Origin of the sequence: Paenibacillus sp. UASWS1643, from assembly GCF_008693195.1 — a bacterium.
Classification (GTDB): Bacteria; Bacillota; Bacilli; order Paenibacillales; family Paenibacillaceae; genus Paenibacillus; species Paenibacillus amylolyticus_B.
Genome location: NZ_VXKZ01000115.1, coordinates 1,191,533 through 1,213,985, shown reverse-complemented (window position 1 = coordinate 1,213,985; position 22,453 = coordinate 1,191,533). Strand labels below are relative to the sequence as shown.

The window sequence follows — 22,453 nt, the reverse complement described above, 5'->3', positions numbered from 1 at the left end:
GAACGACGATAATGTCCATATAATTAAGAATTGAAAGGAGACGTCATATCATTACTTAGGATGGGCATCTTTATGACAAATTGGAGGTTGAAAAGATTGAATAGGCATGAAAAGGGCACCAATGCATCAAGCCTGTTTCGCAATCGGTTTCTGCAGACGATTTTATTATCAAGCGTGCTCCTGCAGATCGGCATCTGGGTACGTAATTTCGCTATTCTCCTGTATGTTGCGGAAAGAACAAACAATGATCCATACGCCATTTCACTAATCAGCGTAGCAGAGTTCGCACCTATTTTTGTTTTTTCATTCATAGGAGGTACATTTGCCGACCGCTGGCGGCCGAAGCGAACGATGATCTGGTGCGATTTATTATCCGCGGTATCGGTATTCGTAGTACTTCTGACCATACATTACGGTTCTTGGCAATCCGTCTACCTTGTCGCATTCATCTCGGCAATTCTTTCGCAGTTCTCCCAGCCTTCAAGCATGCGATTGTTTAAGTATCATGTGGCTGAAGAACAGCTTCAGCAAGGGATGGCTCTGTTCCAATCGCTGATGGCCATCTTTATGGTGCTTGGGCCGATGCTGGGCACGTTCATATACAGCACGTTTGGTCTTGAAACATCGATCGCTGTCATGGGTGTGGTTTTTTTGCTCTCCGCACTCGTCCTTATCCGTCTGCCAGAGGATAATATGGAAGCACAAACGGCCGCTGTAAAAGGGCAGTTCCGTAAAGAATTCATTGAAGGCTTCCGCTATGTCTGGCAAAGCCAAGTGCTGCGCATGCTCGGACTCGCGTTTATTCTCGCGGGACTCGCTGTTGGCATCGCCCAAGCTCTCAACTTGTTTATTGTAACGGAGCGGCTGGGCAGGAGTAAGGAGTTCCTGCAATATCTGCTGATGGTGAATGGCGCAGCCATGCTGATTGGTGGCGGAATCGTAGCTGTCTTCGCGAAACGGGTTCCACCGCAGGTTCTTCTTGCGATAGGTATGATCGCAGGCGCTTTCTGCACAGCTATTGTAGGGTATTCGACGAGCGTTCCGCTCACCCTGACTGTTCAATTGCTGAATGGGCTTGTGTTCCCATGCATCCATATTGGGATTAGCACAATGATTCTGAAATGGTCACATGCTTCCATCGTTGGTCGGGTCAATGGGGTTCTGAATCCGATGTTCGTTGGCATGATGGTCATTTCCATGTCCTTCGCAGGCGCTTTAAAGGATGCTTTTTCGCTGAGTACGATCTATGGCGGTGCAGGATTATTATTTCTTCTCGGCGCACTAGTCATGGTGCCGATCATGAACCAAAAAGCCCCGAATAACGCACATACTGTTGTAGAGACATAATATCGCGATATCTATAAGATTTTTATGAGAAGAGCCAGCCATGAAAAAGTGGTCGGCTCTTCTTCATTCCCTGGTGGTTCATCAGGGATTAGCCATATTTTATATCTAATCGTAGTAACTCATTGCATCCCGATAGTAGAGCCTATAAGAAGACGCTCATTTTCACACCTAAAATAATAAACAAAATGAGTGTAAAGAGGGCGTCGATTATAAACAACATGAGGGACAATGATACTTGCACACTGTATTTACAGTTAGAACGAACAGCGAAGTTATTTCGGAGCAGATGACAACATTACAGCGGCTGTTTCAACACTATGCCAAGGTTTATGGCGAAGAGCACTTGAAGAGATGAGAATTGAGTTTCAATGACTATCTGCATTGTCAATCCTGAAATTCAAGTCAAATCCTGTTATTGAGCATTAACTTCTAACACTATAATATGTCGTGATTTTATACATTTATTGTCGTGAGTTTCTATTAAAAATACATTAAGTCTATGATAACTTATAGATAAATGTCAGAATATTATATAGTATGGAGGTAAGATACATTGACCATTCGAATTGGGAAAATTAGCTTATGGCATGTTCACGCATGGGATTACATCAAGCAGGCACAGGAACATGAAGATACAGTCATCGCCGCTGTGTGGGATGAAGATGCCAAGCGGGGACAGGAAGCGGCTGAACGTTTAAACGTACCCTTCTATGCTTCACTCGAAGATATGCTGGCCAAGGATGACATCGATGCCGTTATTGTAGATGCGCCAACCCGCATCCATGAAGAAGTGATCACCGCTGCTGCAAAAGCAGGGAAACACATCTTCACGGAGAAAGTTATTGCAGCGACACAAGCGGAATCCAACAGAATCCTTCATGAGGTAAAGGCAAACAAAGTCAAGATGACAGTCTCTTTACCACGTCTGAATGCAGGGTATACACTCACGATTCAGGATGTACTTAACCAGGGATTGCTTGGCAAAGTGACTTATGTTAGAGCGCGTTTATCGCATGATGGAGCGATTTCGAACTGGTTACCTGAACACTTCTATGATCTGAAGGATTGTCAGGGCGGTGCACTGATTGATCTGGGCTGCCATCCAATGTATCTGGCCAAACTGTTTCTGGGTCAGGAAGTAACAGCGGTTAATGCAAACTTCGGATACATTACAGGCAAAGAAGTTGAAGATAATGCTGTTGCAACCTTGTTTACGGATTCCGGAGCAGTTGGCGTTGTTGAAGCTGGTTTTGTGAACAGCCATTCTCCATTTACGATTGAGGTTCATGGTACGGAAGGTACCCTTCTGTACGGGACACCTGATGATAAGCTGTTGATTCGTACAAAAGCAGCACAGGGACAGTATGAAGAGTGGACTGAACTTCCTTTGGCAGACAAAAGGGAAAGCGCATTCAATCAGTGGGTCGCACATATACAAAATGATACAGATGCAACTGAAAACGTGCAAATCGCTATGGAGCTGACCCGTTTGATGGAAGCAGCGAATCTCTCTGCCAAAGAAGGGCGCAGAATCACTCTGAATGAATTGAAGGGTTAGGTTTTATTAAGGAGGTGTGCAATCTTGAGCCTGTATCCTTATGAGAAAATGCTTGAACGGCAGGATCTCCTGGAGAGACTGGATATTCTAATGGTTTGGGGACATTATGAGATTCGTGTGATGCGATTTCATCTGACTTCTTTTCCAGCGGGCCGAGTTGTGGATTTCCATAATCATGCGGAGTTTGAGTTTCATTTTATCCCGAGAGGTAAAGGTAAAGTTATTCTGGATGATCAGACACATGCACTCTCGGAAGGTATGCTGTATTTGACTGGTCCGGGTGTCGTTCATTATCAGGAGGCGGACGCCAAAGAGGATATGGATGAACTCTGTCTTCATGTGGATATTGTTCACAGGCCAAGAGAGCATGTCGATCCTTGGGAAGCCGCTGAATCCGAGGAGACGATTGAAAAGCTGAGAACGCTTCCGCATACTCCGGTGAATGATTATCATCGCGCGATGCATTGTTTTTTGGAAGCCTATGAGGCATGTGATCAGAAATTGTTAGGTTATTATACGTCAATCAAGCAACTGGTCATTAGCATATTACTCAAAACCGTGCGAGCATACGACACCGGTGGGAATCGACCGGAGGCCCCTGTTCGGGACATGTCGGCGTATCGTTATGAGTATGCCGTGCAGTATATGGAGGCGAATCACCCTACAGTGGTCACGCTGGAGCATGTAGCTGAGAAACTTCATATTAGCAGCAGACAATTGCAGCGAATCTTCTATCAGGTACAGCCTGAGATGCCGTTCAGCCGCGTACTGGAGGATATTCGTCTGCGTGCCGTGTGCCGTAATCTGGAGGAAAGTAACGTATCCATCGAACAGATCGCTCTCGCTTCAGGCTTCAATAATGCCAACTATTTGCATGCTGTATTTCGTAAACGTCTGGGGATGACCCCATCAGCTTTTCGTAAAATGAAACAACCAATACTTAAGTGAGGGTGAATATATATGAGTAAAGTATATCGTATCGGAATTATTGGCTGTGGTGGAATCGCGAATGGTAAACATCTTCCGAGTCTGAGTAAACTGGATAATGTTGAACTGGTGGCTTTCTGCGATATTGTTCAGGAACGTGCAGATGAAGCCAAGCAGAAGTATGGCTCTACTGATGCTGAAGTCTACACCGATTATCAGGAATTGCTCAAGGATGAGTCTTTGGACATTGTGCATGTGCTTACGCCAAATATTTCTCATGCCGAGATTTCCATTGCTGCTCTGGAGGCCGGCAAACATGTCATGTGTGAGAAGCCAATGGCGAAGACCTCTGCTGAAGCCCAGCTCATGCTGGAAGCGGCAGAGCGTACCGGCAAGAAACTGACCATCGGTTACAACAACCGTTTCAGAGAAGACAGTCAATATTTGAAGAAGGTGTGCGAAGCGGGTGATCTGGGGAATATCTATTTTGCCAAAGCACATGCCATTAGACGTAGAGCAGTACCAACTTGGGGTGTTTTCCTGGATGAAGAGAAGCAAGGTGGCGGTCCACTGATTGATATTGGTACGCACGCACTTGATCTGACGCTCTGGATGATGGATAACTATCAACCAAAAGTTGTGCTGGGTACGACCTATCATGAGCTTTCGCAACGTGAAAATGCGGCCAATGCCTGGGGCCCTTGGGACCCGAAACAATTCTCCGTAGAGGACTCGGCCTTTGGCATGATTGTGATGGAGAATGGAGCAACGATCATGCTGGAATCCAGTTGGGCACTGAACTCACTGGATGTGGATGAAGCCAAATGCAGCTTGAGCGGAAGCGAAGCGGGTGCGGATATGAAGAACGGACTGCGCATCAATGGCGAGAAATTCAGCCGTCTATATACTAACGAGATTGAACTGAGTGCAGGCGGGGTAGCATTCTATGATGGCAAGAGCGAGAGCGCACCGGATGTGGAGATGAGAAAGTGGATCGAAGCGATTGAGAACGATCAGGAGCCAGTCGTTACCCCAAAACAAGCGCTCGTTGTATCTCAGATCCTGGAAGCACTCTATGAATCTGCCCGTACAGGCAAGGCTGTATATTTGAATAATAATAACGAAGCATAGAATTGACATAAACCAACAGATTACAAAACCCTTTGTCTCGTTAATGGAGACAGAGGGTTTTTGGGTATTTTGGTTACTAGCTATTGGTCCATACCAGACTCTATTTCGGCACATATGATGAGAGAAAAATGAGCTGAAAAGAGGGTATGTCTTGACTAAACACAAAACGGGTCATGGTGTTTCCATTGTTGTATGTACCAATCGGCCGCAATTTTTTGATAACATCCTGCAAAATTACAATCGGCAGCTTTATAAAAGCAAAGAGCTGATCATTGTTCTGAATCACGACAGTATGAATCTGGCATTATACCAAAACCGGGTTCGGAATCTTGCCAATGTTCATGTATATCAGGTTCCGGAGAGCATTTCATTAGGACAAAGTCTGAACGCCGGGATCACTAGGACTCGCTTTTCGTTGATTGCCAAATTCGATGATGATGACTACTATTCGCCGTATTATTTAACAGAACAGGTGAGAGAACTTAGACGGACCAAAAGTGATATTGTGGGTAAACATTCGTGCCTGGTCTACTTGGGCGCTTCCAAGACACTGCTGGTCAGATCTCCGGCTGAAAAGAACAAACCGGTTGAATTTGTACAAGGGGGCACTATTTTATTCAAAAGAGAGATCTTGAAAAAAGTACGCTTCACGGACCGTTCCATAGGGGAAGATGTGACCTTCCTGAGACAATTCAGGAAAAGAGGATTCAAAGCGTACGCGACCTCTCCTTATAATTATGTCTATCACCGCAGACAGAACAAAAAGAGTCATACTTGGAGAGCGGATGACAGCTTTTACCTAGAGGGAAGCAAAAAACTTGCGGTTACAGAGGATTTCAGACCCTATGCTAATAAAAAGTTATAGCGGAGAGAGCTAGATATATTCAACTAAACAAGTTACTCAGCAGGATCGGAAGGCTGTTCTGTAATTGTAGTGCCCGTGTGTCGTCAAATAACGAAAGCGAAGATGCATCTGCTGTGTGTAGATGCGTCTTTTTTGTGCCAAAATGCTTCAATTTGGAGGTGGTGAGAAAAAAATATGAATTTACTTGAAAAAAAGTATTGCATATAAGTTTAGTCGGAATTATATTAATGGTATAAGGTCTAGACCATATACAGATCGGAGTGTTTAGATGTCCAGTACGTTTTCATTTCGTTTTGAGAAAGTATCCACCAAAAAGGTTAGTGAATTCATTAGGGAACAACTGGAAGAAGCCATTATTTTGAAAGAATTGATGAGTGAAGAACAGCTTCCAGCCGAGCGAGATCTGGCAGAAATTTTTAACGTAAGCCGCATTACCGTTCGTGAGGCACTCTCTTCACTGGAAGAGAAAGGCTTGATTGAGAAAAGGGTGGGTGCCAAAGGCGGAACATTTGTATTGCCTCTGACAGCCAATTCGCATAAACGGACCAGAGAAGAAATTAAACGGGATTGGTCACAGATGCTGAAGGTGTTTGAATATCGAACCATCATCGAGCCGGAGGGAGCTTTTCTCGCTGCTGAGCGGATCACCGCAGGCGAACTGGAGCTGCTTGAGGGTTACATGGAACAAAGTATAGAGCCAGACTGCACAAGGGAATGGTTCAGGGCGCTGGATGTGAAATTTCATCTGGCCATCGCCAAAGCGTCTGGGAATCCATACTGCGAGAGAGCCGTCAGACAGATCCGGACGAAAATTAATCCGGCGCTCGACTTGATGCCTTATGATGACCGGATACGTACCCTCAATCACGGTGTACATATGGAGATTCTTGAAGCATTGAAAGCCCATGATAGCATCAAGTCTAAGGAGACAATGAAAAGGCATATCGAATTCTCGGCGGATGCAATCTATGCCCGTTTGGTTTCTGAATCGGACAAAAATGAAGGGAATGACAGCGAATGAATCGTTCAGAACTAATACAGCTGGCTCAGCCACTACAAGCCCAGTTAAGTGCTTGGCGCAGAGATTTACATCAGCATCCGGAAATCGGCTATGAGGAGCATCGCACATCCGCTATCGTAGCTGAGCATCTGGAAAGCCTGGGACTCGAAGTTACACGCAATGTCGGAAAGACCGGGGTTACAGGCCTGCTTCGCGGAGAGACCGATGGACCAACCTTTGCCTTGCGCGCAGACATGGATGCCTTGCCCATCCAGGATCAGAAAGCGGTGGAATACCGTTCGCAAGTAGAAGGCAAAGCCCATCTGTGTGGACATGACGCTCACACCTCAATCCTGATGGGAGCCGCCCAACTGCTTACTGGCCTTGGAAGACCGAAATCAGGCAACATCAAATTCATTTTCCAGCCAGCGGAAGAAGGTCTTGCAGGGGCAAGAGCCATGATCCAGGACGGTGTTCTGGAGAATCCGAAGGTTGATGCCATCGCAGGATTACATATGACACCTGGACAGGACACGGGAACCTTGGGTGTAAGTCAAGGCGTTGCGTTTGCGTCAGCTGATCCCTTGATTATCAAGGTGTTTGGCAAGGGTGGCCACGCAGCTCGTCCGCATGAGGGCATTGACGCGATCGCGGTATCCGCTCAGGTCATCACCGCATTGCAAAATATCGTCAGTCGGATGGTTGATCCACTTGAACCGGCAGTAGTCACGATTGGTAAAATCACCGGAGGTTATATGGGAACAGCCATCGCCCCGGAAGTGGAGATGATCGGTACGGTTCGTACACTCTCACCTGCCATTCGTGAGCGGATGCCAGCTTTGATCGAGCAGGTTGTTAAAGGGGTCTGTGATTCTTTTGGAGCAGGATGCGAAGTTGTCTACGGCGATGGATACCCTGTTGTCGTGAATGATCTCGGCATGGTTGACCTGCTAACAGAGACTTGTGATCAGGTTAATGCGGAGAAGGGATGGAGCTATATCAAACCCTCCACAGGGGGCGAGGACTTTGCGTTTTATTGTGAGCAGATTCCGGGTGTGTTTTTCAGACTAGGATCTGGTAATGATGAGGAACGTACTCGCTATCCACTTCACCATCCCATGTTTGATCTCGATGAGACAGCGATGCCTTATGGTGTGGGCATGTTGTCAGCAGTAGCTCTTGAATTTTTGGCAAGGAATACAACTTCTGAGGGGGAGCAATCACAATGAAAAAAAGACAATGGACAGGCTTGTGGATCACGTTACTGGCAGTCGTCATGGTACTCAGCGCTTGCGGAGGAAAAACGACAAGCACGAATGATAGTTCCGCAACAGAAGGAACGGGCAGTGGAAGCGCAAGTACAACACTGACCGTTGCTGCGGCAACAGATATTGAGAGTTTCGATCCGCACAACAACAACAACACCTCCAGTGAGGCAGTTCTGGTCAACGTTTTTGATTATCTGATCAAAAATGACAGTGAACAGAAAAAAGTGGCGGGACTTGCGACATCATGGGATCAGGTTGATGATACAACATGGAGATTTAAGTTGCGGGAAGGTGTAACCTTCCACAACGGCGATCCTTTCACTTCAGCAGATGTAAAATACACGCTGGAGCGCGTAGCCAAGGATGAGACACTGAAACAAAACAGTTATTTCAAAAATATCGTAGAAGTTAAAGCGGTGGATGACTATACCGTAGACATCATCACGGATGGTCCAGATCCGTTGCTCCTGAATCGTTTGTCCAAAATGGGAGCTGGTATTCTGCCGGCAAAATATATTGCGGATAAAGGATTCGATGCTTTCCTGAAACAACCGGTAGGCACAGGTCCTTACAAGTTCAGTAAATGGACCAAAGATGATCGTGTGGAATTGGTGAAAAACGAGAACTACTTCGATGGTGAACCAAAATGGAATGAAGTGGTATTCCGCGTTATTCCTGAAGCCTCCACACGCGTATCCGAATTGCTTGCTGGTGGTGTAGATGTGGCGTCTTCCATTCCGTCCACCGACATTGCCCGAATCGAAGGCGAAGCAGATAAAAAGATTGTCAAAGCGCCAATCCAACGTGTGCTTCAGTTGATCTTCCGTCAGACAGAAGGCAGCATCACGGCTGATCCGAAAGTACGTGAAGCGATTGACTTGGCTATCGACAAACAAGGAATCGTGGACAGCATTGCCGGCGGAGCAGGTATCGTAACCCGCACGTCTGTAACTCCAGGCAACTTCGGTGCTGATCCTTCATTGTACAAAACGTCACTCTATGACCAGGAAAAAGCCAAACAGCTCCTGCAAGAAGCTGGCTATGCAGAAGGTGAAGCCGAGATGACTTTCTCCGTTTCTGCACAGTACAAAGAACAAGCTGAAGTTGTTGCAGCCATGCTGGAACAAGCCGGATTCAAAATCAACCTGGATGTCCTGGAAGCAAGTGCATTCAGTGAACGTTACAGCTCCAAATCATTCAAAGAAATCTTCATGATTGGTATCGGTAACTCCTTGTTCGATGCTTCGAATAACTACAATCGTTATATGTTGGAAGAAGCAAAAGGCGAGTCGGACTACAACAATCCTGAAGTAGAAAAACTGCTTCAATCGGCACTGGTGAACATGGACCCTGCGTCTCGTGAGAAAGAGTATCAGCAAGTACAACAGATCTTCTCTGAAGAACGCCCAGCCGTATATCTGTACCAAATGGAAGGTGTCTACGGAACAAATGCTAAAGTGAACTTCGCGCCGCGCAGTGACGAGATGTTCTATGCTGACGAGATTACACCTGTGGCACAGTAACATCGGGTATAACACCGGTCATTGAAAAGATAGGCCGTGAACGGCAGGGACTGGATAACCATGTTCCTGCCGTTCTTTTTTAAAAGGGAGGTGAACAAGGAATGGGCAAATACGTACTTAAGTCATTACTACAGATCATTCCGGTGCTGTTCATTGTTTCATTAATTGTGTTCATTTTGGTTCGAGTTACCGGTGATCCGGTTGCGCTAATGTTGCCTGAAACGGCTACCGCTGAAGATCGTGCTGTCTTGACGCAGGCACTTGGTTTGGACCAGCCTTTATATACGCAATACGTGAAGTTTCTGGGCAGTGCGATACAGGGAGACTTTGGTCAGTCTTTTCGCTACAATCAGCCTGCGTTAGAGCTGGTGCTGGAGAGATTACCTGCCAGCTTTGAATTGGCTGTAGCCGCCATGTTTTTTGCCGTACTTATGGCTGTGCCACTTGGAGTCATTTCAGCTGTGAAACGCAATACGTTTACCGATCTCATCATTTCAGGAATATCCGTCATTGGTAAGGCGATGCCAAACTTCTGGATGGGGATTATGCTTATCCTCTTGTTCTCCGTCATGCTGGGCGTATTGCCGGTATCTGGTCGCGGAGGGTTGTCACATCTGATCTTGCCGGCATTCACGCTTGGCGTTGGACTGGCCGCGCAGATGACCCGGCTGATTCGCTCCAGCATGCTGGAGATTCTGAATCAGGACTATATTCGAACAGCCCGCAGCAAGGGGCTTGGCCGAATGGTTGTCATTGTGAAACATGCATTTCGGAACGGATTGATTCCGGTCGTGACGATTATGAGTTTGCAGTTTACAAGTCTGATCGGGGGAACCTTGATTACGGAGACGGTGTTCTCCTGGCCTGGACTGGGTCAGTTGCTGGTCGTTGCAGTCAACACACATGATATGGCGATTGTACAGGCCGCGGTGTTTGTCATTGCGGTTATCGTTGTGGTAATCAACATCTTGACGGATGTAGCTTACAGGCTACTCGATCCGCGCATCAAATACGACTAGAAGGAGGTGCAATCATATGACAGGCAGCAATGAAATGCCAATTCCGGGTACAGAACAGGAACAAGACAATGGGCGTGCACCAACGGGATTTCGTTATATCTGGCAACAACTGATCATCAGCAAGACCGGAATGTTTGGTGCTGTGCTTGTATTGTTGGTTGTGTTAATTGCCATAGGTGCACCTCTATTGACGAGTCATGATCCGGCGGCGGTTAATCCGCTCAACCGACTTAAACCACCAGCGTGGCTTGAGGGCGGAACGGCCGAATACTGGCTGGGTACCGATAATCTGGGTAGAGACATGTGGAGTCGAATTGTATATGGTGCCCGAGTTTCATTAATCGTGGGGATGGGTGCCGTGATTGTGTCAGGAATCATTGGCGCGATTCTGGGGCTGGTATCCGGATTCTACGGGAGATGGCTGGATGCTGTCATCATGCGTGTAGGTGATGCATTTATGGCGATTCCAACCATTCTGTTCATGCTTGTTGTGATGGCGATTGTTGGCCCGGGTATTACAACGTTGATCTTTGTCATCGGGGTGACGAACTGGGTTCCATTCACCCGTGTGGTGAGAAGTGAAGTACTAAGTATCAAAGAGCGGGATTTTGTTCATGCGGCCAGATCAATTGGTGCGAAGAATGGAAGATTGATTCTGAAACACATTCTGCCGAATATCCTTTCATCTTTTATCGTGATCTGTGGTATGAATGTCGGCACGACAATTATTATGGAAGCTTCACTCAGTTTCCTGGGTCTGGGTATCAAACCACCCGATGTATCTTGGGGAGGGATGCTCAGTGATGGCAGACAATACGTTGCTACAAGCTGGTGGGTTGCTACATTCCCGGGACTAGCCATTACATTTACCGTACTCGGTGTTATTTTCCTTGGAGATTGGCTGCGTGATGTGCTTGATCCACGTACGGAGACAACCCAAAAATAAACAGGGAAGGGAGCCATGAAGATGAATCAAAGACCAGTTATGCCGGAGGATCTGGTTCACTATCGATGGATAAGTCAGCCTGTTGTCAGCCCGAACGGACAAGTGGCTTATGTGGAACAGACCATAGATCAGGATAAAAACGAATATAATACGCAAATTCGAGGGATTTCGCTCGATGGTGATAAAGATATTGCACTTTCGGATGGAACAAAAGATTCCTCACCTGCTTGGTCGCCGGATGGCACACAGCTCACGTTTATTCGCTCCGTGGATGGGGGCAAGGGACTATGGGTTCTTGATCCGGGTAAAAAAGATCCTGTCATGTTGATCTCTCCCGCACGTAAAATATTGAATTATATCTGGTCACCGAACGGGCAGTACATTGCGTTTACCAGCAAAGTGCAACCGGATGATCAACAGAAGAAAGCTGACGCCCAACAGGAGTCTGCACCTGTACTGCGAGGCAAGGTTTTTGAGCGTACAACGCCGAAGGCGGAAGGGGCTGGCTGGTGGGATGGTCAATACAGCCATTTGTTTGTATACGAGATCGGAAGTGGGGAAATCACACAGGTGACTTCCGGGCTGTGGAATATCAGTGCTCCGGCATGGTCGCCAGATAGCCAGTACCTTTCCTTCATATCCAAGCAAGTGGAGGATGAGGAACTCGATGCGGATCTGCTGTACTTTACAGATGTATACAGCATTCGATTGGGAGAGAGTGATCTCTTCAAAGTAACGGATTCCAGTCTGGCGGTGAGCCAGTTTTCCTATTCACCGGATGGGCAGCAACTGATCCTAATCGCCAGTGATCGTGAGTATGGGAGCGGGAGCCATAACAGCTTATACGCTGTCCCTGTTCATCGGGGGGAACCCAGGATAATTGCACCACAGTTAGATATGCAGATTGGTAACGCAGCATTGGGAGATATGAAGTCTGCAGGTGCATCACCTTCTCCTATCTCGGATGTCCATTATCCAGAACGTGGTGTGTATGTACTTGGAACGCATAATGGGAATGTGGACGTGTACCGCATTCAAGAAGATGGAGCTTGTCAAATGGTGACGGGTGCTAGTGAAAAGGATGTGTATCAGTATACCTTAACGCCAGATGGTACGTCGCTGGTTATCGCTGCGTTAACTGCTGAACAACCTGGAGAGTTATATCGCGTGGATATCAACAGTGGTGAGATGTTCAGGCTCACCCGGCGAAATGATGAATTCATGGCTGAATTGGCTGTAAATGTGCCAGTCCGTGTAGAGTTTACGTCCTCCGATGGATGGCCGCTTCAAGGTTGGTTAGCCACACCGGCAATACGTGACACCAATGGGAAACTGCCACTGATTTTGCAGATTCATGGTGGACCCCACGCAATGTATACGGGAACATATAGTCATGAGATGCAGACACTCGTTGCGCAAGGTTATGCTGTGCTGTGGATCAATCCTCGCGGGAGTATGGGATACGGTCAGGAGTTTGCCAGAGCTTGCCGTGGTGACTTTGCCGGAGGTGATTACCGGGATCTGATGGAAGCTGTTGATTATGCCCTGGCTACATACGATTTCCTTGATGCATCACGTCTGGGTGTAGCGGGTGGCAGTTATGGCGGAGTGATGACCAACTGGATTGTAGCACATACACACCGCTTCAAGGCGGCTGTAACCCAGCGTTGCATCTCCAACTGGTTGTCCATGTATGGAACGAGTGATATCGGTATCTCCTATGTCGAGGGAGTCATCGGTGGTAATCCGGCGGAAAACGCTGAATTCCTGTGGTCCCGCTCACCTCTTGCTCATGCACATCACATTGAGACGCCGCTACTGATCATGCACGGGGAACAGGACTATCGGACACCGATTGCGCAAGCGGAGGAATTATATACTACGCTAAAACGATACGGCAAAAAGACCAAACTGATTCGTTATCCAGGTTCCAACCACAGTTTGCTCAAAAGCGGTAAACCTTCACTTCGGATCGATAGCTTCGAACAGGTAAATGCCTGGTTCAATCAGTATCTCGGGATGGAGGAGGGCGAGCAATGAGTCGAACTCAGCTGTCCATTCCTGTCGGGCTTCTTGTAGAGAATGTTCTGACAAGTGGGTTACCGGGAGAAGTGATAATTGAAAGGTTACAACGTCGGGACTATTCCCAGTTGTTACCTTTGGTTAAGGAATCCGCGATGGATTTTGATGAAAGATTACAGACAGCAGCTGATATCGGAGACGATTGGGAAAAGGCGATACGTCAAGGTTATGAGTTCAAGTTTTTGCATATTAACGGCTTGAAGAGACTGCTTGATTTCCGGTTTGACCGTAAGGTGGATCGGGATTATGTTCAAGATGAACTGTCACTGAAGCATATTCATCTGACCGTACAAGAGATTGAAGTGCTGCAATCGTTAATTGGCAGACAGTGGAACGTGCAAGTAGAAGAAACAGAGGCAGCAGAAGAAGGCAGAACAGAGGGCGAGTCATCCTCCCACATTCCTGTTCGTATTCAATTGAAATTCCCATAGTATGACCAACAGAAGCCGCGGTGATCGTGGCTTTTTTGGTATGTACAGTTAGAAATGTGGACGACTGAATTAAAAAAAGTTGAAATCGGACTCTGTATGATTTATATTTATATTAAATGATATTATTATCTATCAAAAATACAGGTACAAAGAGGAGGACATGGGATGTCCATTCAAAATGTTCTGGGGAAAATTCAAATATCGAATGATGTGATCTCCAAAATTGTTGGCAAGATCGCGAATACTACCAGTGAGATTTACTCCATGTCGACAGGATTTGTAGAAGGGATCACCAAAAAGTGGAGCGGGAAAAGTCTGCAAAATGGCATAGCGATCCGCAACGTAGAATCCAGACTGGAGATTAACTTAAAGGTTGTGGTTCGTTATGGAACGAAAGTGCATGAAGTCTGCAGGGAATTGCAACACAATGTGAGATTGCATGTGGAACAGCTGACCGGATTAACGATTGGTACGGTGAATGTGATCGTTGAGGGATTATCATTCAACCAACCTGCTGCGAGGTTTTGGTCCAATTTCAGCTACCTAGGGGAGTAACAGCGATGAATAAAATTTCCATAATAAAAGCCAGTCCACAATCATTAGTCGGCGGGCAACTAAATCAGATGGCACTTGAATATATGGCCTATTCGCTTGCAGGTACCAAGGATAAAGGCATTATAGAAAAAACATTCAACAAGTTATGGCGTTCGAATCAGAACCGATTCAGTCACCAATATGCTTATGAAGCTAAAATGGGTAACCAAACGCTGGGCATGATCATGTGTTATCCGACCACTATAATGAACAAACTCGCTTTGCCAACGTTCTCCAAACTGTTTGAACTTCGTAAATGGAGCCTGATTAAGTATAACCTCCAACACTGGAAAGAGTTTTACTCCATGGTGACATTAAAAGAAGCGGAGGACGATGAGTACCACATCGGAACATTGGCTACGTTGCCTGAAAGCAGAGGACTTGGTGTAGGGACACACCTCATTCATTTTGCTGAGGAGCAAGCTATAACACAAGGTCTATCCAAATCTTCACTTACAGTTAAAAAGGAAAATCTACTAGCTATTAAACTCTACGAGCGTTTGGGATACCAGAGAGTAGGGGAAATCAATAAACCGTCGTTATCCCTGTACAGGATGTCCAAAAATCTGGTGTAATGTTTTCTGATACGAATAGAAAAAAGCAGCAAACTGGAGAGTTTCACATATATAAGCCTACATTGGAACAGTTAAAAGTGTGAGCTGGAGGGGCGCTTTATGCGTCCCTTTTTTAGTTTTCAGATTTTTCTCATAAAAAAAGTAACTTGACTTTTGTGGGTGATTAAGCAGGTACTTGACAGGGGTGTGGTATAGTATAAAAAGTTCTTTAATGAAGTAAGATGAGAAATATACAATGTGGGGTGTAACCAGTGTATCAATATAAGGATCAGGAATATGAAGCAGTACATTTTGAGGGACGTGATCTGCGCTATGGAGAACTTATAAGTTGTGTTTTTAAGCAGTGTACATTTATGAACGCTTCTATGGAAGAAATCGAAACGAGTAACTGTCGTTTTATCGAGTGTGACTTCAAAGGGGCTTCCATGAATGGTTCGATTCATACGGAATCGGCTTTTGAAAACTGCACCTTCGGTGGTGCAAATCTCTTTGCTTCCAAATTCAGCTCCTGCAAGATGACAGGCTCAGACTTTTCAGGTGCGCAAATGGATGGCATCACACTAAGTCACGGCGATTGGTCCTATACAAATCTGAGACATACACGTTTGGGGAAACAGGATCTGCGAGGAATTCGTTTCTTTGAGGCTGACTTTACGGACACGGATTTCACCAAAGCGGATTTGAGAGACTGTGATCTTACCCGAGTTGTATTAAGCAGAGCTAAGCTGCAAGGGGCCGATCTTAGAGGGGCTAACCTGGAAGGAATCGATCTGAAATCACTGGATATCAAAGGCGTACGTTTGGATCGCGAACAAGCCGTTCTGTTTGTACGCTCGTATGGTGCGAAAGTAGATTGAGTTGAACATACACAGCAGCAAGCCGCCCTTAAGGCGGCTTTTTTGACGTTAAAGCTTTCCCATTCAAGCAAATTGGCAGGAATAAGAGATCTAAACAAGAAGTAGTTAACATAAGTTTCAACTAAAAGGAGGTTATCATGACCGTCACATTAATTACTATTGTTGCTATTATTGTCTTTGGGCTTATAACAGGCACAATCACTACAATTATGGCATTTAAACTGCTACGTAACAATAAAGAGAATCAGCATCTTCGAAAGAGCATTCTGATGGACGGAATTCCAGCAGAAGCGATTATTCATGATATTGTACAGACATCATCCAGTATGGATGGAAGGCCGGGGGTACGATTGGATTTGACTGTAACCCAAGTGGACGGCCGCACCTTCCCAACAATTGTAGAGACTTATATTCCAATCACACATATTCCCCACTTTCAGAAAGGAAATGTCATTAACGTAAGATACATTGCGATGGGGAATGAACGAAAAGTTGAGGTAGAGGATGCCTACCTTCCGTGAGTCAATCATGACGAGAGTACATCATGAAGATCTGCGTAAAGGTAAGTAAGGTTGATAACGATAGTAAAGGACAGAATCACTTGGTTTAGGAGGATTTTATTGAAAATAATTAAAACAAATGATGTGGATCTAAGTGAAGAATGGTCAACTCTTCTTCAAGAATTGCTGTTTGCCAGTTTTCCAGAGGTGTATCCGAAAGATCGATTGTTTTTTAAGCAAATACCACAGGGCAGAGTATTGGCTTTTACCCCTGATAACCAATTAGTTGGGCATGTAGGACTAGATTACAGAATGATGAATTTAAATGGAAAACCCATAAGAGTGTTGGGGATAATCGATTTGTGTGTTTCTCCTGCTATACGTTCTCAGGGAATCGCTTCATTGTTAATTTCCGAAGTAGAAAGGTTGGCCAAAGCGCGTGTTGATTTTGTCCTTTTATTTGCGGATCATGAGGAATTATATAGCAAAAATGGATTCAAAACGGTAAGCAACACATGTAAGTGGTTGAAAATTGATCATGAAACCTTAACCACAGTTGGAGTTGGGCATCAGAAGGTGGAGGGATTAATGATCAAAGCAGTTGGAAGCCAGCAATGGGAAGAAGGAGAACTCGATTTCTTAGGATATTTATATTAATCAGGGAGGGTTATATGGAGAGGTTTTATCTGATTTCTCGCCTTGACCCGTGTTGTTGTTCCATGTTAAGTTTTCTGTATTAAATTTTAAGCTTCGAAGGGGTGATAAAGTGATGACAGAATTAGAGGTTGTAGATGTTTATGTGGACCTGTCAACGAACTCGAACATTGGCATGGTTCACAATATTACTAATCAGAATCCGACACTTTATCCTCCTATGCATAGATCTACTTGGCGCTGAAGGTTTTATCGCCAGTTTCATGATCGCATAAGCGAATCTAAATTCTGATTATGTTCAAATATTAAAGTGAGGGAATCCATGCCATGTTCGATGGTGAAATCCCGTCAGTTTACTTTTATATTTCACATAAAAAGGATGATCTGCATGTCTTTAATCAACGTTACTAATCTGACCTTTGCTTATGAAGGCAGTTACGATAATATATTTGAAAATGTTAGTTTTCAGTTGGACTCCGATTGGAAATTGGGTTTTACCGGAAGGAACGGCAGAGGCAAAACGACATTCCTCAATCTGTTGCTCGGCAAATATGAATACAGCGGACATATCTCTGCGAATGTTAGCTTTGAATACTTTCCTTTCCAGATAGAGAATAAGGGAGCCATGACGGTCGATGTCATCGGCGAGATTCATCCTGAATATCTGCACTGGCAAGTTGTGCGCGAGCTTAACCTGTTGAAAGTGTCGGAAGATGTATTGTATCGGCCTTTCGACACGTTATCCAATGGAGAACAAACAAAGGTGATGCTGGCTGCCTTGTTCCTGAAGGACAATCGGTTTCTGCTCATTGATGAACCAACCAATCATCTTGATCTTCATGCGAGAGAAATCGTAGGTGATTATCTCCGCAGCAAGAGTGGATTTATTTTGGTGTCTCATGATCGATCCTTCCTGGATCAAAGTGTAGACCATATCCTTTCCATCAATAAGAGTAACATCGAGATTCAGAAAGGCAATTTTTCCGCTTGGTGGGAAAATAAAAGAAGGCAAGATCAGTTTGAACTTGCGAGTAATGAGAAATTAATAAAAGATATCAAGCGTTTATCCGATTCTGCCAAACGGACCGGCGGATGGTCGCATGAAGTCGAAAAGACCAAAAATGGTACGAGAAACTCCGGTTCCAAGGTGGATAAAGGATATATTGGGCATAAGGCTGCCAAAATGATGAAACGTTCCAAAAATATTGAACAAAGGCAGCAATCTGCGATTCAAGATAAGTCTAAACTTCTCAAAAATATCGAGAGTGCAGAACGACTGCAGATCCATCAGCTGGATTTTCACAAGCATGAACTTGTCGAATTGGAACATGTGTCGATATTGTACGGGTCCAATACGGTGTGCAAGGATGTCAGTATCACGGTTGAAAAAGGAGATCGTATTGCCCTTTACGGTAAAAATGGATCTGGCAAATCCAGCATTCTTAAACTGATCTGTGGTGAAGATATTGCTTATACAGGTCTTTTCCGAAAGGATCATCAGCTTAAAATCTCGTATGTATCGCAGGACACGTCCGATCTCGGAGGGCATCTATCTGAGTATGCGGCCACACAGGGAATTGATGAAAGCCTGTTTAAATCAATACTTCGAAAGTTGGATTTTTCCAGACTGCAATTGGAGAAAGATATCTCAACGTTTAGCGCAGGTCAAAAAAAGAAAGTGCTCATTGCCAAAAGTCTTAGTGAGAAAGCTCATCTGCATATTTGGGATGAACCACTCAACTTTGTAGATGTCATTTCACGTATGCAGATCGAAGACTTATTGCTGGAATACTCGCCAACCCTGCTTTTTGTAGAACATGATCGTGAATTTTGTACCAATATTGCAACAAGAATCATTGAACTATGAGTATTAACGAAGAACAATTCCTTGTTAGGAGCCGCCATATGGCGGCTCTTAAACTTTACATATTCTCATATCTCGATCAACCATATAAAAGTTGTTTGTTACACGCACACATTGGTATGGTCAGGAAGTATGCTATAATTTTATAGTCTAATCCAATCATATGATGGATGAACAGATCAATTGTTGAACTATACTCGCTAAGAGGTGTAATACCAATGAAAAAGGAAATGACTACAATCAAACAAACCAGGCTCAATTCCATTTTGGACGAGGCCACCAAATTATTGATTGAAAAACCGAATGCTTCCATGAATGAAATTGCAGAATCTGCAAAAATCGGTATCGCTACGTTACATCGATACGTGGAAAGCCGTGAACAGCTCATGGTTCATCTGGGATTACGCGCAATCGAAGTGGTCAGTGAGACTATGCAACAAGTTCAACTGGATGAAGAGCACTGTGAAAAGTACATACCTGAGCTGATTGAGGCGCTGATTCCATTAGGCGACAAAATATATTTTCTGGCTCATGACACCACCATTAACTATAATCCAGAGATTGAGGGAGCAGATCTGAAACTGAGAGAACCGGTACTGCATGCAGTCAGTCTGTTACAACAGAAAGGTTATTTCCGCTCCGATCTTGATAAAACCTGGATTGTCGATGTGCTGTATTCCATCATGTTCCTGACGTGGCAGCAGGTTGTGAGTGGTCATATCGCGAGAAAAGCAGCCCCAGCGCTTGTAGTAGACACGTTTTATCATGGGTTTAAGCAGAAGTGAAAATTAGGAGTGAGAATAAACCCAACAGCATTAGCTCGATAATCGATGACCAAATGATTTCATAAAGTCGCTAATTTAGCGGCTTTTTTTGCTTGTTTACATGTATAAAATACCTGTTCAAGCAGAGACATTGAACTAATCTATTCTAGGTATCCGAGAATTTAGCAAAACCAACTATAAACAAAATGAACGATTACATAACATTATTTGTCTTATTAATGAAAACACGGCAAAGGGGGGGATAGAATGACTGACAGAGAAATTTTTGAATTGTACAAAGAGCAAGTTTATTATTTCTGTTATTATCTGATGAAGAATCAAGCAGATGCCGAGGACATTTGCCAAGAAGTATTTGTCAAAGTTATTTTGGCAGACAGAACTAAGGTAAGGAACATGAAATCATGGATATTGCGAATTGCTTCAAATGAGTGTCATAGCGTTATGAGAAGACGGAAATCTGGATGGTTGAAAGAAATGCGGCATTATTTGTTGTCCAAATCCCAGAGTTATAACCCTGTGGAAGAGGGTGTGTACCATAGGGAAACAAAAGAAGAGCTACGAGGATTATATAGTGGGCTTCCTGACAAGATTAGGACGGTTGTTGTCCTTCGATTTATCAATGATTTGACTGTACCTGAGATATCTAAAGTTATGAACATACCTGAAGGGACTGCAAAATCCAGATTAAACAAAGGATTAAAACTTCTCAATAAAATGGTTAAACCTCAACTAAAGGAGCTGAGTAATAATGAATCAGTATAATAAGGAAAAAAATATATCTCATCCGGATTATGATTTGATGTGGACAACCATTGAAAAAGAAGCACATAAACGACGAGTCAATCTGAAATCTTCACAAAAGCCTATTGGATATCGAGCTAAAGCAATTCCTATAAGCATCCTTTTTACTTTTTTCTTACTTGTTGCTATTCCTGTATTCGCCAGTATGACGATTGATTGGGATCGAATCGGAGGCCGGGGGGTCGCAAGCGCAATAAATAATGGTATAGGTCAGCAATATGATCTTCAGTCCGCTAGTTCAGGTGTGACAATGAATCTAAGCGGTGTTGTAACAGATGGAGAAAAAATGAAGATGCTCATATCTCTGGACACATCAATCGATCTTTCAAAGTATACGGGGTTTGCTACGGAGAAAAATATCTTAAAAGATGAGTCCGATTCGAAGGCGAAAGTATATGGTTCCTTAGGATACGATCCTGAGAGCCAAAAACTCATTGGGGTCTATGAAACACCTGATACATTAAAGGATGGTACGAAAGAATATACATTCGAAGCGCAAAATCTTGTTTTTTACCGGGATAGGGATGTTTCCTTAAAGTCATCTCTTACTGTTGGAGATACGATAGTCACTGGAGTTACGCAATATCCAACGATCCATATTGAATCCGTTAACCATTCGGCAAATCAAACCGTTATTCGTTATAAAATTGCTTCATCCCCATCTGATATGGGACGAGGTAATCCTCACTTGGTAGTACATGAAGGCTCTCAAGTGTTAGAGGCAATTCCAACCTTGTTGCCCAGTAAAGATACAGGTTTGTTGATTGAACAGGTTTTCGATATAACCGAAAAAGAATGGACAAATGCGAATCTTCATCTCGGTTATATTGAAGAAGCAGAGCGTATATTGGCGACTTGGAAGTTTGATTTTGTAGCAGATGGAAAAAAAGCAAGTGAGTCTATTTACACTAAAAAATTGTATACCAATCCTAAATTCCAAGAAAAAACAGGCGTCACTTTAGATCAACTCAAAATAACCCCCTTGGATCTCCAGGTTCTAATCGATGAAGAGGGTTCGCTTAAAAAAGGTATTATTCATTACAATACAGCCCAGTTAGTTATAGATGATAATACAATAACTGGGGGAAAAACTTTGATAGGAAACGATCGCGGCGGTTATCAGCATTTATTCCAATTTGAATCCCCTGAGTGGTATCAGAACTGGTCTGATGTTCCAACGAAACTCATCTTAAAAGATGCCGTTGTTGAGAAACGAGATACCACTAAAAACTGGATTCATTTAAATGAACCCAAGAAACAAAAGCAGTACACCAAACTCACTGTCGATGGACTTGAAATACAATTCTCTTATTATAGGGATGGGGAGGAATTAATTGTAGAGTCATATTCCAAAACGCCTAGTTTCAGAGGTGTTAACCAAACTACGTTACGTATTAACGGCAAAGAAGTGGTGCCTGAAGTTACACCTAAGGGCATGGTATCTTCAGGAATTTATATTGATATCTACAAAGGTATTCCATTTGATGGACATATTGAACTGAATCCGGGCATCTATAAATACAGCGATCCGGACAGAAATGTAGAGATTCAACTGTAGATAAGTAATTCATTATTTGAGCTTGATGAACAATTTAACACCTTCAGAGAGAAATCCGTTATATGAGGTACGGAGACTCTTTGAGGGTGTTTTTTTGCGTTCACAACAGCGTTTCTCAATACGCAAGCTGCAAAGACTTGATTTTCTCATATATTCAAATATTAACAG

The 22,453-nt window shown here is 44.3% G+C and carries 21 protein-coding genes; all 21 read left to right on the top strand.

Annotated elements, in window-relative coordinates; genetic code table 11:
• The first annotated feature begins 96 nt into the window (after positions 1-96).
• Positions 97-1,347 (top strand): MFS transporter, encoded by a 1,251-nt coding sequence (locus tag FE296_RS29640; protein ID WP_190945634.1) that lies wholly within the window; start codon positions 97-99, stop codon positions 1,345-1,347.
• Between the two features lie 553 nt (positions 1,348-1,900).
• Positions 1,901-2,905 carry a Gfo/Idh/MocA family protein gene (locus FE296_RS29635; RefSeq protein ID WP_150367367.1) on the top strand — a complete coding sequence of 335 codons (1,005 nt, stop codon included), beginning with the start codon at positions 1,901-1,903 and terminating at the stop codon, positions 2,903-2,905.
• A 24-nt stretch (positions 2,906-2,929) separates the two neighbouring features.
• Positions 2,930-3,853: an AraC family transcriptional regulator gene (locus tag FE296_RS29630; RefSeq protein ID WP_223869091.1), complete on the top strand. Its 924-nt coding sequence runs from the start codon at positions 2,930-2,932 to the stop codon at positions 3,851-3,853.
• Between the two features lie 12 nt (positions 3,854-3,865).
• Positions 3,866-4,963 (top strand): Gfo/Idh/MocA family protein, encoded by a 1,098-nt coding sequence (locus tag FE296_RS29625; protein ID WP_091030909.1) that lies wholly within the window; start codon positions 3,866-3,868, stop codon positions 4,961-4,963.
• 151 nt (positions 4,964-5,114) lie between these two features.
• A complete protein-coding gene (locus tag FE296_RS29620; protein WP_150367366.1) occupies positions 5,115-5,828 on the top strand; it encodes a glycosyltransferase family A protein in 714 nt (237 codons plus the stop codon).
• Positions 5,829-6,096: 268 nt separating this feature from the next.
• Entirely contained in the window at positions 6,097-6,849 is a 753-nt protein-coding gene (locus FE296_RS29615; protein WP_150367365.1) for a FadR/GntR family transcriptional regulator, read from the top strand.
• Complete coding sequence (locus FE296_RS29610; protein WP_124114548.1) at positions 6,846-8,057, top strand: M20 metallopeptidase family protein; 1,212 nt, start codon at positions 6,846-6,848, stop codon at positions 8,055-8,057. Before FE296_RS29615 ends, FE296_RS29610 begins: the two co-directional genes overlap by 4 nt.
• Complete coding sequence (locus tag FE296_RS29605; RefSeq protein WP_150367364.1) at positions 8,054-9,619, top strand: ABC transporter substrate-binding protein; 1,566 nt, start codon at positions 8,054-8,056, stop codon at positions 9,617-9,619. The genes FE296_RS29610 and FE296_RS29605 overlap by 4 nt, the downstream gene beginning before the upstream one ends.
• A 101-nt stretch (positions 9,620-9,720) precedes the next feature.
• Positions 9,721-10,638 (top strand): ABC transporter permease, encoded by a 918-nt coding sequence (locus FE296_RS29600; RefSeq protein ID WP_091016560.1) that lies wholly within the window; start codon positions 9,721-9,723, stop codon positions 10,636-10,638.
• A gap of 16 nt (positions 10,639-10,654) precedes the next feature.
• A complete protein-coding gene (locus tag FE296_RS29595; protein WP_150367363.1) occupies positions 10,655-11,584 on the top strand; it encodes an ABC transporter permease in 930 nt (309 codons plus the stop codon).
• Between the two features lie 21 nt (positions 11,585-11,605).
• A complete protein-coding gene (locus FE296_RS29590; protein ID WP_150367362.1) occupies positions 11,606-13,624 on the top strand; it encodes a S9 family peptidase in 2,019 nt (672 codons plus the stop codon).
• The gene (locus FE296_RS29585) at positions 13,621-14,097 is read left to right on the top strand and encodes a hypothetical protein (protein ID WP_150367361.1); all 477 of its coding nucleotides are present in this window, start codon (positions 13,621-13,623) and stop codon (positions 14,095-14,097) included. The genes FE296_RS29590 and FE296_RS29585 overlap by 4 nt, the downstream gene beginning before the upstream one ends.
• Positions 14,098-14,262: 165 nt before the next feature.
• Positions 14,263-14,652, top strand: a complete 390-nt coding sequence (locus tag FE296_RS29580; protein ID WP_150367360.1) for an Asp23/Gls24 family envelope stress response protein — start codon at positions 14,263-14,265, stop codon at positions 14,650-14,652.
• 5 nt (positions 14,653-14,657) lie between these two features.
• Positions 14,658-15,266 carry a GNAT family N-acetyltransferase gene (locus FE296_RS29575; protein WP_124114554.1) on the top strand — a complete coding sequence of 203 codons (609 nt, stop codon included), beginning with the start codon at positions 14,658-14,660 and terminating at the stop codon, positions 15,264-15,266.
• Positions 15,267-15,517: 251 nt separating this feature from the next.
• Complete coding sequence (locus FE296_RS29570) at positions 15,518-16,123, top strand: pentapeptide repeat-containing protein (protein ID WP_036608249.1); 606 nt, start codon at positions 15,518-15,520, stop codon at positions 16,121-16,123.
• A 137-nt stretch (positions 16,124-16,260) separates the two neighbouring features.
• Positions 16,261-16,644: a hypothetical protein gene (locus FE296_RS29565; RefSeq protein WP_124114555.1), complete on the top strand. Its 384-nt coding sequence runs from the start codon at positions 16,261-16,263 to the stop codon at positions 16,642-16,644.
• A gap of 99 nt (positions 16,645-16,743) precedes the next feature.
• Entirely contained in the window at positions 16,744-17,280 is a 537-nt protein-coding gene (locus FE296_RS29560) for a GNAT family N-acetyltransferase (protein WP_150367359.1), read from the top strand.
• 385 nt (positions 17,281-17,665) lie between these two features.
• Entirely contained in the window at positions 17,666-19,144 is a 1,479-nt protein-coding gene (locus FE296_RS29555; protein ID WP_150367358.1) for an Lsa family ABC-F type ribosomal protection protein, read from the top strand.
• A gap of 215 nt (positions 19,145-19,359) precedes the next feature.
• The gene (locus tag FE296_RS29550) at positions 19,360-19,926 is read left to right on the top strand and encodes a TetR/AcrR family transcriptional regulator (RefSeq protein WP_150367357.1); all 567 of its coding nucleotides are present in this window, start codon (positions 19,360-19,362) and stop codon (positions 19,924-19,926) included.
• A gap of 246 nt (positions 19,927-20,172) precedes the next feature.
• Positions 20,173-20,688 (top strand): RNA polymerase sigma factor, encoded by a 516-nt coding sequence (locus tag FE296_RS29545; RefSeq protein ID WP_150367356.1) that lies wholly within the window; start codon positions 20,173-20,175, stop codon positions 20,686-20,688.
• Positions 20,675-22,285 (top strand): DUF4179 domain-containing protein, encoded by a 1,611-nt coding sequence (locus tag FE296_RS29540; RefSeq protein ID WP_150367355.1) that lies wholly within the window; start codon positions 20,675-20,677, stop codon positions 22,283-22,285. The genes FE296_RS29545 and FE296_RS29540 overlap by 14 nt, the downstream gene beginning before the upstream one ends.
• The last annotated feature ends 168 nt before the right edge of the window (positions 22,286-22,453 follow it).

What these genes read in the sequence shown, in the direction of transcription:
- FE296_RS29615 (WP_150367365.1), top strand. Translation starts at nt 6,097, where the DNA reads ATGTCCAGTACGTTTTCATTTCGTTTTGAGAAAGTATCCACCAAAAAG.
- FE296_RS29590 (WP_150367362.1), top strand. Translation starts at nt 11,606, where the DNA reads ATGAATCAAAGACCAGTTATGCCGGAGGATCTGGTTCACTATCGATGG.
- FE296_RS29600 (WP_091016560.1), top strand. Translation starts at nt 9,721, where the DNA reads ATGGGCAAATACGTACTTAAGTCATTACTACAGATCATTCCGGTGCTG.
- FE296_RS29550 (WP_150367357.1), top strand. Translation starts at nt 19,360, where the DNA reads ATGAAAAAGGAAATGACTACAATCAAACAAACCAGGCTCAATTCCATT.
- FE296_RS29575 (WP_124114554.1), top strand. Translation starts at nt 14,658, where the DNA reads ATGAATAAAATTTCCATAATAAAAGCCAGTCCACAATCATTAGTCGGC.
- FE296_RS29585 (WP_150367361.1), top strand. Translation starts at nt 13,621, where the DNA reads ATGAGTCGAACTCAGCTGTCCATTCCTGTCGGGCTTCTTGTAGAGAAT.
- FE296_RS29580 (WP_150367360.1), top strand. Translation starts at nt 14,263, where the DNA reads ATGTCCATTCAAAATGTTCTGGGGAAAATTCAAATATCGAATGATGTG.
- FE296_RS29625 (WP_091030909.1), top strand. Translation starts at nt 3,866, where the DNA reads ATGAGTAAAGTATATCGTATCGGAATTATTGGCTGTGGTGGAATCGCG.
- FE296_RS29540 (WP_150367355.1), top strand. Translation starts at nt 20,675, where the DNA reads ATGAATCAGTATAATAAGGAAAAAAATATATCTCATCCGGATTATGAT.
- FE296_RS29545 (WP_150367356.1), top strand. Translation starts at nt 20,173, where the DNA reads ATGACTGACAGAGAAATTTTTGAATTGTACAAAGAGCAAGTTTATTAT.
- FE296_RS29555 (WP_150367358.1), top strand. Translation starts at nt 17,666, where the DNA reads ATGTCTTTAATCAACGTTACTAATCTGACCTTTGCTTATGAAGGCAGT.
- FE296_RS29605 (WP_150367364.1), top strand. Translation starts at nt 8,054, where the DNA reads ATGAAAAAAAGACAATGGACAGGCTTGTGGATCACGTTACTGGCAGTC.
- FE296_RS29565 (WP_124114555.1), top strand. Translation starts at nt 16,261, where the DNA reads ATGACCGTCACATTAATTACTATTGTTGCTATTATTGTCTTTGGGCTT.
- FE296_RS29595 (WP_150367363.1), top strand. Translation starts at nt 10,655, where the DNA reads ATGACAGGCAGCAATGAAATGCCAATTCCGGGTACAGAACAGGAACAA.
- FE296_RS29610 (WP_124114548.1), top strand. Translation starts at nt 6,846, where the DNA reads ATGAATCGTTCAGAACTAATACAGCTGGCTCAGCCACTACAAGCCCAG.